The organism is Leucobacter sp. G161 (genome assembly GCF_001482305.1).
GTDB lineage: Bacteria > Actinomycetota > Actinomycetes > Actinomycetales > Microbacteriaceae > Leucobacter.
On sequence record NZ_LOHP01000069.1, the window covers coordinates 24656 to 37417 of the forward strand.

The window sequence follows — 12762 nt, forward strand, 5'->3', positions numbered from 1 at the left end:
TCACCCGGAAACCCCGCCCTGCCGGCGCCCTGGCTGGCTGCCCAACACCCGCCTGCATTCCAATGCCCTCAAAGCGAGCGAATGCCGCCCAAAGCACACGCGGGCGACGAGCGTACACGCGCGCTACATGTCGGCTCCGTGTGCGTTGGCCGGTGGCGTGTGCTTCGGGCTCTGAGAGCTTCCGCCGCCCCCGCTCACCCCGCGCCGCCATCACGGGAGGTCCCGCAGAAACCCCCGCACCGTGTGTCCCCACCTGCCGCTCGGCCCCGACGGGAGCGGCACCCCGTGCGCTCGGAGGTGAGTTGTAAATCTGGCAAGAGATGACGCCTCGGCCACTCCCCAGCGAATCAACCGAAGACCAGTACTGCCGGCAATCCAGTCAGTGCGACGTTTCTCCTCGTAGACGACCTGCTCCACACTCCGGCCGTCGCGCAAAGCTGGCTGGAGGTATTTCGCGCGCCCGTCGGCTTCTCCCCAGAACCCCAAGCCATCGAGGACAAAGTCGAGGAAGTGCGAGCCGCGGCCGCGAGCCGCGACGGGCACCTGCAGCGTCACATCGATGCCCAATTGCTGAAACCGGAGCCTGCTCACGCTCTCAAGTGGTGAGTCTGCGAGTGGATGCGCGAGTGCAGCAATCGCCCGCACGGCTCGACTGCCGGCACGGGTGCGCAGCCGGTCCGCCCTCTGATGTACGCCATCTTGCCAGGCGTGTAACGCGGCGCGGTCAACGTTCCTGCCCACCCTGGCAATTGCTCGGAGGTGTGCGTCCGCGGAACTGAGTGCGACCTCGAAAGGCTCAGTGCGTGCGAGGTCGGTCACTGTGCGTTCGGGGCCGGTGCATCGGAACGGGGCGAGGGAGACCACGTCTGCCCCATCCAGGTGTGAGCGGTGCCGCATCAACGAATCGCTCGAAGTGGCGAGTTGCCCGGGCATGACTGTCGTGTGTGCCATTCGCGGGCTAGGCGCGGGTGATGTTGTTCGCGGGGAGTGTAGCCAGGCGGACCACGCGGGAAAGCCGTGGACCGCTGCCGCACTGAGGTGGGAGAACACCGGCGCGGAGTGGGCGGCGCGGTGGGCGACAAGGATCGCGGCAAGGTGACGGACCTCTGGCTGTGCGTCATCCCAGAAGGGTGCCCGCACATACCATCCTGGCCTCAGTCTGGTGAGCGTTCCCGCGCGGAGTGCGCGACGGACGTCTCGTTCGCTCATGCCCGCGTGACGGAGTGCCGGAGTGTCGACGAGGTGTTCCGAAACGAAACGAAGATCCACAGCAAGTGACATGCACCGAGTATCGCGGCAGGGGCGTTACCAACAGACAACGCCACCGCAGATGTGGAGAAGTGCGGTGGCGCATGAACGTGTGGACGAACCTACAGGCCGAGCTTGGCCTTCACATCGTTGAGCGTTGGGTTGGTCGCCGTGGTGCCGTCCGGGTAGATGACGGTGGGTACAGTCTGGTTGCCGCCGTTTGCCTGCTCAACGAGCTCCGGAGTGCCTGGGGTGTTCTCGATATCGACCTCGGTGAACGGGATGCCTGTCTTCTCAAGCATCACCTTCAGGCGCTTGCAGTAGCCGCACCACTCGGTCGAGAACATCGTGATGGCGCCCTCCGCGGGCATGAAATCTGAAATCTGCGCAGTGCTCATTGCACCCTCCTCGGTCGGTATGCGATCGGTATCGCTCATCCACACCAACATACGCGCTCTGCCCGCTATTCCACGCGCTCGGCCCACAAAGTGAACGGCGGGTGAACGGGGGTGGTCTGGCTTGACCGAAACATGGCGAGATGCAAACATTTAGATAGCGCGCGCGTGTACGGCAACCAAACAGTTGTTAACGGGCACGCGAGGACACCTAGACAACTTATTACGCCGAACGGAAGGCGACGGTGGAATTCACCCTCATCGTGCTGCTAGTTATCGCGCTGGCACTCTTCTTTGACTTCACGAACGGCTTTCACGACACGGCCAATGCGATGGCAACGCCCATCGCGACCGGTGCGCTTAAGCCGAAGACCGCCGTGCTGCTCGCAGCGGTCCTCAACCTCATCGGAGCTTTCCTCTCAACAGAGGTAGCGAAGACCATTTCCGGAGGCCTCATCAACGAGGGCGAAGGCGGGGTGCTCATCAGCCCCGAGATGGTGTTTGCTGGCCTCATCGGGGCGATCGTCTGGAACCTCGTGACCTGGCTGTACGGCCTGCCGTCAAGCTCGTCACACGCGCTCTTCGGCGGCCTGATTGGCGCCGCGATCGTTGGTGCTGGGTTCTCCTCGATTAACGGTGCGGTGTTCCTGTCGAAGATCCTGCTCCCCGCGCTCGCCGCTCCGCTCACCGCGGGTATCGTCGCGTTCGCAGCGACCCGAGTGGCCTACGCGATCACGCGACGCCACGACGGTCGTAAGGACGGCCGCGGCCGCTTCCGGTACGCACAGATCGCTTCCTCGTCGCTCATTGCACTCGCACACGGCACAAACGATGCGCAGAAGACGATGGGTGTCATCACGCTCACCCTTGTCGCTGCTGGACTACAGACACCGGGCACCGGCCCGCACTTCTGGGTCATCGCAACCTGTGCGATCGCGATCGCACTCGGCACCTACTCGGGCGGCTGGCGGATCATTCGCACCATGGGTGCGGGCCTCACCGACGTGAAGCCTGCGCAGGGCTTCGCGGCTGAGACGTCGACCGCTGCGACGATCCTCGCGTCGAGCCACCTTGGATTCGCGCTGTCAACGACGCAGGTTGCATCCGGGTCGGTTATTGGCTCAGGCCTCGGCCGCCGCGGATCCACCGTTCGGTGGCGCACCGTTGGGCGGATCGCCTCCGGCTGGCTCTTCACGCTCCCCGCTGCGGGTCTCGTTGGCGCAGTCGCCGCGCTGATTGCGCACATCGGCTTCTGGGGCATCATCATCGACGCGGTCCTCGGCCTCTTCTTCATCCTGTTTATCTTCTGGCGTTCGCGCCGCAACAAGGTCGACGCGGGCAACGCAATTTCGGTTCCCGATGTGGCCGAGTCCGGCTACGCAGTCCGAATGGGCAAGGGTCGCGTGAAGAAGGTCGCAACGAAGACCGGCACGATTCCTCCGCTGACTCCGGTTGCGCAGTCCGCAGTTCGCTCAGACAAGGCGAAGCGCGCAGCCGAGAAGGCGGCGCGCGAGGCCGAGAAGGCAGCGCGAAAGGCCGCCGAGAAGGCAGCGAAGAAGGCTGCCAAGAAGCAGCGTGAGGGAGGCTCCGTATGAGTGAGATCAACTGGATGGCCTTCGTGACGGTGTTCGGCACGTCGCTGTTCGCCGCGGTGTTCGTCGTCGCCCTGTACTCCCTCGGCATCCGCTTCCTTGCGACGCCGCCCCGCCCCGCACGCCGGCCGGACGGCACGATTGAGCCTGTCGGCCCAGATCGTGATGACGAGGACGACGACATCGACGAGGAGGCCGGGCGCCCGCGCTGGGCAACCATCGCAGCGAACGTCTGCTTCACGCTCTCCGTGATCGCGGTGCTCGGCGGGATCTACCTGATCGTACCCGCGCTGCACGGCTAACACCGCGTCACACGGATGCCCAGATGGGCGACCCGAATACCAGGCGCGCAGGCTATTCTGGGCGCATGAGCTTCACCGCTATTGACCGTATCCCCGGTATCGTCGCCGGCCTTCGTTACTCCTTTGCGCAGGGCACGACGCGGCCTGAGCAGTGGCGGCGCGAGCAGCTCACGAAGCTCAGAGGCCTGCTGCTCGACCGCGGTCCCGACTTTGAGCGTGCGCTCTTCGAGGATCTCGGGAAGGCCGGCACCGAGGCCCAGCTCACTGAGATCGGGTTCCTCGTCGCGGAGATCGACCACGCCCTGCAGCATCTCGCCGGGTGGATGCGCCCGCGTCGTGTTGGGGTGCCGCTCGCGTTGCAGCCGGCTACGGCCCGTGTGGTGCCCGAACCGCTCGGCGTCGTGCTGGTCATCGCGCCGTGGAACTATCCGCTGATGCTCGCGCTGTCGCCCGTCATCGGTGCGCTTGCGGCAGGTAATGCGGCCGTGATCAAACCGAGCGAGCTCGCCCCGGCGACGGCGCGGCTTATCGCCCAGCTGGTGCCCGACACACTCGACAAGCGGGCTGTCGCGGTGGTTGAGGGCGCGGTGCCTGAGACCACGGCGCTGCTCGAGGAACGCTTCGACCATATTTTCTACACCGGCAACGGTAAGGTCGGGCGGATCGTTGCGCACGCCGCAGCCGACAACCTCACCCCCGTCACGCTTGAGCTCGGCGGGAAGTCCCCGGCGTACGTCGACGATTCGGTCCCGCTCGCTGAGGCAGCGAAGCGCCTGGTCTGGGGCAAATTCATGAACGCGGGCCAGACGTGCGTTGCCCCCGATTACGTCCTCGGCACCCGCTCGGTACTCGCCAGACTCGCTCCGTTGCTGGCCGATGCGGTGCACGAGTTGTATGGGTCGGCCACGAGCGAGAACCCCGACTACGGGCGGATCGTGAACAGGGCACAGTTTGATCGCCTCGTGAGTTACCTCGGGGACGGAGACGTCGCCGTCGGGGGTGCGCACGATGCGACGTCGCTGCATATCGACCCGACCGTGCTCACCCATGTGTCGCGCGATGCGCGCATCATGCAGGAGGAAATCTTTGGGCCGCTGCTGCCGCTCGTCGCGGTCGACGACCTCGACGATGCCCTGACCTTCGTTGTCGGCCGGGACAAGCCGCTTGCCGCCTACGTGTTCAGCGATGACGCGGCCGTTCGCGAGCGCTGGGAGCGTGAGACAAGCTCGGGTGCGCTCGGGTTTGGTGTGCCCGTCATGCACCTGACGGCGCCCGAGCTGCCCTTTGGCGGCGTTGGTGAAAGCGGCATGGGGGCGTACCACGGTGAACTCTCCTTCCGCGTGTTCAGCCACGAGAAGGCGGTGCTCGCGAAACCGCTCCGCCCGGACACCCTTGCGCCGACGGTGATGCCGCCGTTCACGGCCGCGAAAGACGGTCTTGTCCGGAAGTGGCTGCGCAAGCTTCTGTAGCCCGCTCACGCAGTTTTCTGGCCGGCTTGCCACGGAACGGCATACGTCGGTCACTAGACTGAGGACGTGGAAGAGCCGAAACTGACCCCTGACCAGGAGTCCCCTACGAAACGCGCTGAGCAGGAGTTACCGCTCGGGATGCGGGTCGCTGCGGCGTGGTCATGGCGGCTCATCATTATCGCGGTCGCAGTTGGTGGGCTCATTTGGGGCATCGTCCAGGTGCGGATCATCGTGATTCCGCTGCTCATCGCGATCTTGCTCACCGCGCTCCTAAACCCGCTTGTCGAGTGGTTCGTGCGCCGGGGGCTGCCGCGGTGGACGGGCATCGTTGCCGCACTCTCCGTGTTTGTTGCCGCGTTATGGATACTGATCTGGCTCATCGTCACCCAGCTCCGAGACGGCTTCGGCGACTTCTCGAAACGGTCGGTCGAGGTGTGGAACGAGATCCTCGAGTGGGTGCGGCACAATACGCTCGGGATCCCCGTCGATCAGCTGCAGGACTTCGTCGATCAGGCACTCAAGCTGCTTGAAAACAACCAGGGAACGCTCTGGACAGGGGCGCTCGGCGTCGCGACCACCGCAACGCAGCTCGTCACCGGCCTGCTGCTGACGATCTTCTCCCTGGTCTTCCTGCTCATTGACGGCAAGCGGATCTGGTACTGGGTCGTCGGCTTCTCGCCGGCGCGCGCGCACGCCGCGGTCGATGCCTCCGGCCGTGCCGGCTGGGTGTCGGTCGGCCAGTACGTACGCGTGCAGATCTTCGTCGCATTCGTCGACGCGGTCGGCATCGGTGCCGGCGCGGGCATTCTGGGCGTGCCGTTCGCGATCCCGATTGCGATCCTCGTCTTCCTCGGATCCTTCATTCCCTTCCTGGGTGCGATCGTGACCGGCGGCCTCGCCGCCTTCATTGCGCTCGTGTACAACGGTCCGGTGACCGCCCTCATCATGGTTGGTGTCGTCATCCTCGTGAACCAGATCGAGGGGCACGTGCTGCAGCCGCTCGTCATGGGCAACGCGGTGCGGGTGCACCCGCTCGGTGTCGTGCTCGCGGTCACAACAGGCACCCTGCTCGCCGGCATCCCGGGCGCCCTGTTTGCCGTGCCGATCGCCGCAGCGGCGAACGCGATCGTGAGCGTGCTCGCCAAGCGGCAGTGGGCCGAAGGTACGGATCCGGCCGCAGAGTTCCATCGAAGAGACCAGACCCATCGGTCGCAAAAGTGCGCGCGAAATCAGTAGCGAAACACGCGCGGAAAGGAACTATCGCATGAGCGAGGCCTACACGGCACCAACGCTTGAAGACTTTGAGCGAGCCCTTGAGCGGGTGCACCGAATTACGCAGCGAACTCCGCTCGAAACCTCGCGGTTCCTGGCAGGGCTGAGCGGCGTGCCGCAGGTCTACCTGAAGTGCGAGAACCTGCAGCGCACTGGCGCCTACAAGCTCCGCGGCGCATACAACCGACTGCTTCTCCTCACCGAGGAAGAACGGGCACGCGGCGTCGTCGCGGCCTCGGCCGGCAACCACGCGCAGGGCGTAGCGTTTGCCGCACGGGAGCTCGGCATCCGCGCCACGATCTTCATGCCGAAGGGCGTCGCACTCCCGAAGCTGCAGGCGACCCGCAACTACGGGGCGAAGGTGCAGCTTGCGGGCGACATCTTCGACGAGACAAGCGTTGCCGCGCAGGAATTCGTGCGCGAGACCGGTGCGGTGTTTATCGCGCCGTTCGATGACCACGCGGTGATCGAGGGCCAGGGCACTGTCGCGCTCGAGATCCTCGAAAGCGCCCCAGAAGTTGAGACCATCATCGTGCCGATCGGCGGCGGCGGGCTCATCTCGGGCGTCGCGGCGGCCGCGAAGCAGTGGGCGGCACGGCACGGCAAGCCGATGCGGATCATCGGGGTGCAGGCGGAGAACGCCGCACCGTTCCCCGTGTCGCTGGAGGCCGGTGAGCCCGTCACGATCAAGACCTCGCCGACGATCGCCGACGGCATCGCTGTTGCGCGACCCGGCGAGCGGAACTTCGCCGCCGTGCGCGAGTACGTCGACGAGATCGTCACCGTCAGCGACGATGACATCGCCCGCGCAATCGTTCTTCTCCTGGAGCGGGCGAAGCTTGTCGTCGAGCCCGCAGGTGCCTCGGGAGTTGCGGCAATGATCGCAGGCAAGGTGAAGCCGACTGGGCCCACCTCCGTGATCCTCTCGGGCGGAAACATCGACCCGCTGCTACTGCAGCGCGTGATCGGTCACGGGCTTGCGGCGTCTGCGCGCTACACGAAGCTGCGGATCCTTCTCCCCGACGTGCCCGGTCAGCTCGTGCGCACCGCCACGATCGTCGCGGAGCAGAACGCGAACGTTGTCGAGGTGATTCATACCCGGCACGCGACCGAACTGCCCGTCAGCGAGGTAGAGCTGGAGCTGCACATCGAGACTCGCGGGCCTGAACACGGTGAGGCTGTCGCGCAGGCGCTCCGCGAGAAGGGATACGAAGTCCGGATCGGCGAGCGCTACTAACGTTTCGCCTTCGAAAACGAACGGGCCCGCGATCAGCATGAGCTGATCGCGGGCCCGTTCGCGTGACGCGGGGAAGTCTCTACGCGTAGGTCTCGACGGCGGTGACCTTCACGGGGATCTCCTTGCCGTTCGGGGCCGTGTAGCTCGCCTGATCGCCGACCTTCAGCCCGAGGATTGCCGCACCCAGCGGGCTCTCCGCGCTGTACACGTCAAGGTCAGAGCCGTCGGCGAGGTTGCGGTTGCCGAGCAAGAAACGCTCTTCGTCGCCGAAGACCTCCGCGGTGACAACGGTGCCGACGACGACAACGCCGTTCGCCTCGGGGGCCTCCCCAACGGTCGAGTGCTTGAGGAGCTCGGTGAGGTCGCGAATCCGCGCCTCCATCTTGCCTTGCTCGTCTTTCGCAGCGTGGTAGCCGCCGTTCTCCTTGAGGTCGCCCTCCTCGCGAGCGGCCTCGATGCGCGCTGCGATGTCCTTGCGGCCCGCACCAGCGAGTTCGTCGAGCTCGGACTGCAGGCGATCGAAGGCCTCCTGTGTCAGCCAGGTCTGCGTGGGCTCGGCCATGGTGTCCTCGTTTCTCGTGAGCGGGTGCGCTCACCGCGTGGGGAGCATCACCGCTGATCTAAGACGAACGCCCCGTAGAACAGGGGCGCCGCAACTAGGGTATCAGTGTGGCCCGACAGGACTACAGCTCGACGGGCCAGCACGCCTTCGCGTGAGCGGCGGTCGCGGGTCCGAGTGTCACGATGTCGACGCTCACGACCTGTGACCGGGTATCGATCACCGGAAGATCGACAATTTTCCAGCCGATGGTCGCCTTCGACGTGTTGAGTGCCTCGACCGCGCAGCTGACCTGCACGCCGGCGTCGGCGGTCACCTCGAACCGCGTGGTCGCAATGTTCGCGTTCGTCTCGTCAGCGACCTCTTGCAGCGTGAACCCAATGTTCTTGAACTCGGTCGTGCTGTTCTGCCAGCCCCCGAAGCCGATGACAAGGCCACCGACCACGACAGCGACCGAGGCGAGTGTCCAGCCGAGCCGACGATCCCACCGTTTCGAACGGCTCGCACCGTAGCGGTCGGCTACGGCGGAGCTGGCGATTTCGGTCACGGCGAACCTCCGGTATGTGCTGGCTAGACTAGTCCCGTGCCAGCGTAGCGGGAACGCTTGATCGCTGCATGTGAAAGGACGTTGATGACGCTCAGATTGATCGCCGTGCATGCGCATCCCGACGACGAGTCGAGCAAGGGAGCGGGCACGTATGCGCACTACCTTGACCGGGGGGTCGAGGTGCTTATCGTCAGCTGCACCGGCGGTGAACGCGGGGACGTGCTGAACGAGCTTGCCGCTCGCGACCCGAAGAGTCGGCGCGACCTTGCCGGGCTGCGCCGGGGCGAGATGGAACGCGCCCAGGAGATCATCGGCTTCGACCACACGTGGCTCGGGTACGAAGACTCCGGCTTGCCTGGGGAGGGTGAAGAGATCCCACCGGGGTCGTTCGCCCACATCCCCAAGGAGGTGTCTGCTGAGGCGCTGGTGCGTGTCATTCGGGAGTTCAAGCCCCACGTGATGATCACCTATAACGAGCAGGGCGGATACCCGCACCCCGACCACATCCGCACCCACGAAATCAGCATGATCGCGTGGGAGCAGTCGGGCGATCCGACAGCGTATCCGGAGGCCGGCGAACCGTGGGAAATGTCGAAGATGTATTACGAAGACATCTTCAACTCCGAGCGGGTGAAGGCGATCCACGCCTGGCTGCTCGAACACGACCCCGAATCGCCGCTCATCGCGAGATTTGATGAAATGGCCGAGTGGCTGTTGCGCCGCGGGTACAACGGCACGGCACGCGTCGATGTCGGCCCGTTCTTGGACAAGCGCGACGACGCGCTCCGCGCCCACGCGAGCCAGGTCTCTCCCGACAGCTCGTTCTTCTTTTGGCCCAACGAGGTGCAGCTGCAGGCGTGGCCGTTCGAGGACTACCGACTGGCTGAGTCGCGAGTGATGACCAGCGAGTTTGAAGCAGATTTGTTTGAAGGAATTGAGGAGGACACGCTATGAGCGTCGTCATGAGTGCACTGCACACGGTGCAGGTAGCCGCAACCCACGCAGCGATCGCGTTCGCCGCCACGGAAGGCGAGGAATTCAACCCCGACAAGGTGACGCCCGGTCCCGAGGGGTTTATCGCCACCGCAGTGTTCGCTGCGGCTGTGATTGTGCTCGGATTTCTGCTCGTGAAGCGGATCCGGCGCAACAGCTACCGGCACGAGATCCGCGATGAGATCGCTGCGGAGCTCGCCGAGGCCAGCACCGCGGCAGACGGATCGCCGGCAGCGGGCGGGTCCGACGCGCAGGGCCCCGCGGCTGAGGGCAGCGGATCGCGCACCGACGGAGCCTGACCGGATGACCGGCGCGCTGCAGGACCCCCAAGAGATCCTCGCGGGGGTCTTCGGCTTTAGCGAGTTCCGCGGTGAGCAGGAGGCGATCGTTCGCCACGTGATCGCCGGCGGCGACGCCGTCGTGCTCATGCCAACGGGCGGCGGCAAGTCGCTCTGCTACCAGATCCCGGCGATCGCGCGTGCGGGCACGGGCATCGTGCTCTCCCCGCTCGTCGCGCTCATGCACGATCAGGTGATGGCGCTCCGCCTTGCCGGGGTGCGCGCGGCGGCCCTCAACTCGTCGCTCGCGCCCGAAGAGCGCCGCGCGGTCGAGGCCGCGTACCTCGACGGCGAGCTCGACGTGCTCTACCTCGCGCCCGAGCAGCTGTCGTCGCAGGGAACGGTTGAGTTCCTCAAGCGAGGCAGCGTCGCGCTGTTCGCGATCGACGAGGCACACTGCGTGTCACAGTGGGGGCACGACTTCCGCCCGGACTATCTGCGGCTCGGCGCGCTCGCAACAGAGTGGCCCGACGTGCCGCGGATCGCGCTCACCGCGACGGCGACCCCCGAGACGCACCGTGAGATCACCGAGCGGCTGCATCTGGGCAATGCCCGGCACTTCGTGTCGAGCTTCGACCGTGCGAACATTCGCTACCAGATCGTGCCAAAACAGAATGCCCGTGCGCAGCTGCTCTCGTTCGTGCAGGGCGAGCATGCTGGCGAGGCCGGGATTGTGTACGCGCTCAGCCGGAAGCGAGTCGAGCAGACCGCGAACGCGCTCCGCGATGCGGGCGTCGACGCCGTCGCATACCACGCTGGCCTGCCCGCCGACGTGCGGCTGAACGCGCAGACCCGGTTCTTACGCGAGGACGGTGTCGTTGTCGTCGCGACGATCGCGTTCGGTATGGGAATCGACAAGCCCGATGTGCGCTTCGTCGCCCACATCGACCTTCCCAAGTCAGTGGAGGGGTACTACCAGGAGACCGGACGAGCCGGCCGCGACGGCGCCCCGTCCGAAGCCTGGATGGCATACGGGCTCGCCGACGTCGTGCAGCAGCGGCAGTTCATCGACTCCGGCGATGGCGATCAGGCGACGAAGGCGAACCAGACCAGGCACCTGGACCACATGCTCGCGCTCTGCGAGAGCATCACCTGCCGCCGCCGCTACCTGCTGAGCTATTTCGGCGAGACGAACGTCCCAGAACAGTGCGGTAACTGCGACGTCTGCCTCGACCCGCCGAAGCTCTGGGACGCGACGATTCCCGCCCAGATGCTGCTCTCAACGATCATCCGCACTCAGAACGAGCGCGGTCGCACCTACGCCGCGGGGCAGCACATCGACGTGTTGCGCGGCGTTGGTTCCGAACGCGTGACCCAGATGCGGCTCGACGAGCTTTCCACGTGGAACATTGGCGGCGATTGGACGGTCGCGCAGTGGCGCGGCGTCGTGCGGCACCTCGTCGCAGTCGGCCTGCTTGAGGCCCGTGGCGAATGGGGCGTGCTGTGGCCGAGCGAGGCCGCGAAGCCCGTGCTGCGCGGCGAGGAGCAGGTGCTCATGCGCGAGGAGGTCATCTCCCGTGCCACGTCCTCGCGAGGTGGCGGAGGCGGATCGAAGCGCTCAGCCGCGGCAGCGAGCCTCACGCCAGAGCAGGCCGAGGTGTTCGAGCGGCTGCGCGCGTGGCGCGCCTCCGAAGCGAAGGAGCAAGGCGTTCCTGGCTACGTGGTCTTCGGGGATGCGACCTTGGCCGCCCTCGCTGCGCACCAGCCCAGCGACGACGTGGGGCTTCTCGCGATCTCAGGTATTGGTGAGGTGAAGCTCGAGCGGTACGGCGCCGCGGTACTGCAGGTCCTCGCCGGCGAGCCTGGCCCAGACTCGGCTGCCTAACCCCGACCACCCTCACTGCCCCGTTTAATTGAAACTGACCCTTCTGCAGCCTGCAGAAGGGTCAGTTTCAATTAAACGGGGCGGTGTCGCTGGCGAGGTTTCCGCACCTCCCGCACCTCCCGGGCCTCCCGCCCGCTCCCGCGGCACCGCCCGCCCGCTCGCGCGGCTAGCGCAGCGCGAGCGGGTCGAGCGCGAGCAGCAGCGCTGCTGTCCAGTGACACAGGAAGGCGAGCGCGGTAAGCGCGTGGAAGATCTCGTGGAAGCCGAACACGCCAGGCACGGGGTTCGGCCGCTTCGTCGCGTAGGCGACCGAGCCGAGCGTGTACAGCAGCCCGCCGACGATCACGAGGACCATCGCGGCGAGGTTCGCCCGTGCGATGTCGCCGAGGTACATGACGGCGGCCCAGCCGAGCAGTAGATAGAGCGCGACGTACAGCCACCGTGGGGCGCCGATCCAGAACATGCGGAAGCCGATGCCGAGCGCCGCGCCAACCCAGACGAGTGCGAGCAGCAGCAGCCCCTTCTCGGGTGGTAGCGCGAGCAGCGCGATCGGTGTGTAGGTGCCGGCGATGAGCAGGAAGATGTTCGCGTGGTCGAGGCGCCGGAACAGCTGCTTCGTCTTCGGTTGCCAGTTGATGCGGTGGTAGAGCGCGGAGATGCCGAACAGGAGCATGCTCGTGAGCGTGAACACCGCCGACGCCCACTTGGCTGTCGCGCCGTGTGCGAGCGCGATGAGCACGATGCCGCCAGCGACTGCGACCGGGAAGGTGCCGGCGTGGATCCAGCCGCGCCACCGCGGCTTGACCTCGTCGGCGACGACCGGCGGCGTGCCGCTCTCGCCACCGTGATCGGCCTCGTGTTCGAGGGCGTCATCAAGCAGCGGCAGCGCGAAACGGTCAGGTTCGGGAGTGCCCTGCGGCTGTGGGGGTGAGCCCGCCGCATCCTCAGCATCGGAAACGGTCATGCCATCGAGTGTATGTTCCCG

The 12762-nt window shown here is 66.0% G+C and carries 13 protein-coding genes; 8 read left to right on the forward strand and 5 right to left on the reverse strand.

The genetic code is table 11. From position 1 onward, the window contains the following. Positions 1-210: 210 nt before the first annotated feature. Together AUL38_RS11905 and AUL38_RS11915 are read right to left on the reverse strand one after the other, a co-directional pair. Positions 211-1281 carry a type IV toxin-antitoxin system AbiEi family antitoxin domain-containing protein gene (locus AUL38_RS11905; protein ID WP_153006576.1) on the reverse strand — a complete coding sequence of 357 codons (1071 nt, stop codon included), beginning with the start codon at positions 1279-1281 and terminating at the stop codon, positions 211-213. 89 nt (positions 1282-1370) lie between these two features. After that, entirely contained in the window at positions 1371-1646 is a 276-nt protein-coding gene (locus AUL38_RS11915; RefSeq protein ID WP_059062576.1) for a glutaredoxin domain-containing protein, read from the reverse strand. Positions 1647-1888: 242 nt separating this feature from the next. On the opposite strand from AUL38_RS11915, the gene AUL38_RS11920 reads away from it, so the two are divergent. The 5 genes from AUL38_RS11920 to ilvA all read left to right on the forward strand — a co-directional run bounded on the left by AUL38_RS11920 (position 1889) and on the right by ilvA (position 7515). After that, complete coding sequence (locus tag AUL38_RS11920; protein ID WP_059062502.1) at positions 1889-3238, forward strand: inorganic phosphate transporter; 1350 nt, start codon at positions 1889-1891, stop codon at positions 3236-3238. After that, the gene (locus tag AUL38_RS11925; protein ID WP_059062504.1) at positions 3235-3537 is read left to right on the forward strand and encodes a hypothetical protein; all 303 of its coding nucleotides are present in this window, start codon (positions 3235-3237) and stop codon (positions 3535-3537) included. The genes AUL38_RS11920 and AUL38_RS11925 overlap by 4 nt, the downstream gene beginning before the upstream one ends. A 65-nt stretch (positions 3538-3602) precedes the next feature. Beyond that, the gene (locus tag AUL38_RS11930; protein WP_059062577.1) at positions 3603-5006 is read left to right on the forward strand and encodes an aldehyde dehydrogenase family protein; all 1404 of its coding nucleotides are present in this window, start codon (positions 3603-3605) and stop codon (positions 5004-5006) included. A 66-nt stretch (positions 5007-5072) separates the two neighbouring features. Next, positions 5073-6242, forward strand: coding sequence for an AI-2E family transporter (locus AUL38_RS11935; RefSeq protein ID WP_059062507.1), 1170 nt, complete (start codon positions 5073-5075; stop codon positions 6240-6242). Positions 6243-6270: 28 nt separating this feature from the next. Continuing rightward, complete coding sequence (ilvA, locus tag AUL38_RS11940; protein ID WP_059062508.1) at positions 6271-7515, forward strand: threonine ammonia-lyase; 1245 nt, start codon at positions 6271-6273, stop codon at positions 7513-7515. Between the two features lie 79 nt (positions 7516-7594). Here the strand turns inward: ilvA and greA are convergent, their stop codons facing one another. Next, positions 7595-8077 carry a transcription elongation factor GreA gene (greA, locus tag AUL38_RS11945; protein WP_059062511.1) on the reverse strand — a complete coding sequence of 161 codons (483 nt, stop codon included), beginning with the start codon at positions 8075-8077 and terminating at the stop codon, positions 7595-7597. A 121-nt stretch (positions 8078-8198) separates the two neighbouring features. After that, positions 8199-8621 carry a DUF4307 domain-containing protein gene (locus tag AUL38_RS11950; RefSeq protein ID WP_059062513.1) on the reverse strand — a complete coding sequence of 141 codons (423 nt, stop codon included), beginning with the start codon at positions 8619-8621 and terminating at the stop codon, positions 8199-8201. An 84-nt stretch (positions 8622-8705) separates the two neighbouring features. Here AUL38_RS11950 and mca point away from each other — a divergent pair, with 84 nt between their 5' ends. The 3 genes from mca to recQ are packed head-to-tail and all read left to right on the forward strand — an operon-like array spanning position 8706 to position 11777. After that, entirely contained in the window at positions 8706-9575 is an 870-nt protein-coding gene (gene mca / locus AUL38_RS11955; RefSeq protein ID WP_201023744.1) for a mycothiol conjugate amidase Mca, read from the forward strand. Continuing rightward, the gene (locus AUL38_RS17145) at positions 9572-9913 is read left to right on the forward strand and encodes a hypothetical protein (protein WP_059062515.1); all 342 of its coding nucleotides are present in this window, start codon (positions 9572-9574) and stop codon (positions 9911-9913) included. Before mca ends, AUL38_RS17145 begins: the two co-directional genes overlap by 4 nt. After that, positions 9879-11777 carry a DNA helicase RecQ gene (recQ, locus tag AUL38_RS11965; protein WP_369795313.1) on the forward strand — a complete coding sequence of 633 codons (1899 nt, stop codon included), beginning with the start codon at positions 9879-9881 and terminating at the stop codon, positions 11775-11777. The genes AUL38_RS17145 and recQ overlap by 35 nt, the downstream gene beginning before the upstream one ends. A 166-nt stretch (positions 11778-11943) precedes the next feature. Here recQ and AUL38_RS11970 read toward each other — a convergent pair whose 3' ends face one another. Next, a complete protein-coding gene (locus AUL38_RS11970) occupies positions 11944-12741 on the reverse strand; it encodes a hemolysin III family protein (protein ID WP_083506841.1) in 798 nt (265 codons plus the stop codon). Positions 12742-12762 lie beyond the last annotated feature (21 nt).

What these genes read in the sequence shown, in the direction of transcription:
- AUL38_RS11930 (WP_059062577.1), top strand. Translation starts at nt 3,603, where the DNA reads ATGAGCTTCACCGCTATTGACCGTATCCCCGGTATCGTCGCCGGCCTT.
- AUL38_RS11925 (WP_059062504.1), top strand. Translation starts at nt 3,235, where the DNA reads ATGAGTGAGATCAACTGGATGGCCTTCGTGACGGTGTTCGGCACGTCG.
- AUL38_RS11915 (WP_059062576.1), bottom strand. Translation starts at nt 1,646, where the DNA reads ATGAGCACTGCGCAGATTTCAGATTTCATGCCCGCGGAGGGCGCCATC.
- greA (WP_059062511.1), bottom strand. Translation starts at nt 8,077, where the DNA reads ATGGCCGAGCCCACGCAGACCTGGCTGACACAGGAGGCCTTCGATCGC.
- AUL38_RS11970 (WP_083506841.1), bottom strand. Translation starts at nt 12,741, where the DNA reads ATGACCGTTTCCGATGCTGAGGATGCGGCGGGCTCACCCCCACAGCCG.
- AUL38_RS17145 (WP_059062515.1), top strand. Translation starts at nt 9,572, where the DNA reads ATGAGCGTCGTCATGAGTGCACTGCACACGGTGCAGGTAGCCGCAACC.
- mca (WP_201023744.1), top strand. Translation starts at nt 8,706, where the DNA reads ATGACGCTCAGATTGATCGCCGTGCATGCGCATCCCGACGACGAGTCG.
- ilvA (WP_059062508.1), top strand. Translation starts at nt 6,271, where the DNA reads ATGAGCGAGGCCTACACGGCACCAACGCTTGAAGACTTTGAGCGAGCC.
- AUL38_RS11905 (WP_153006576.1), bottom strand. Translation starts at nt 1,281, where the DNA reads ATGTCACTTGCTGTGGATCTTCGTTTCGTTTCGGAACACCTCGTCGAC.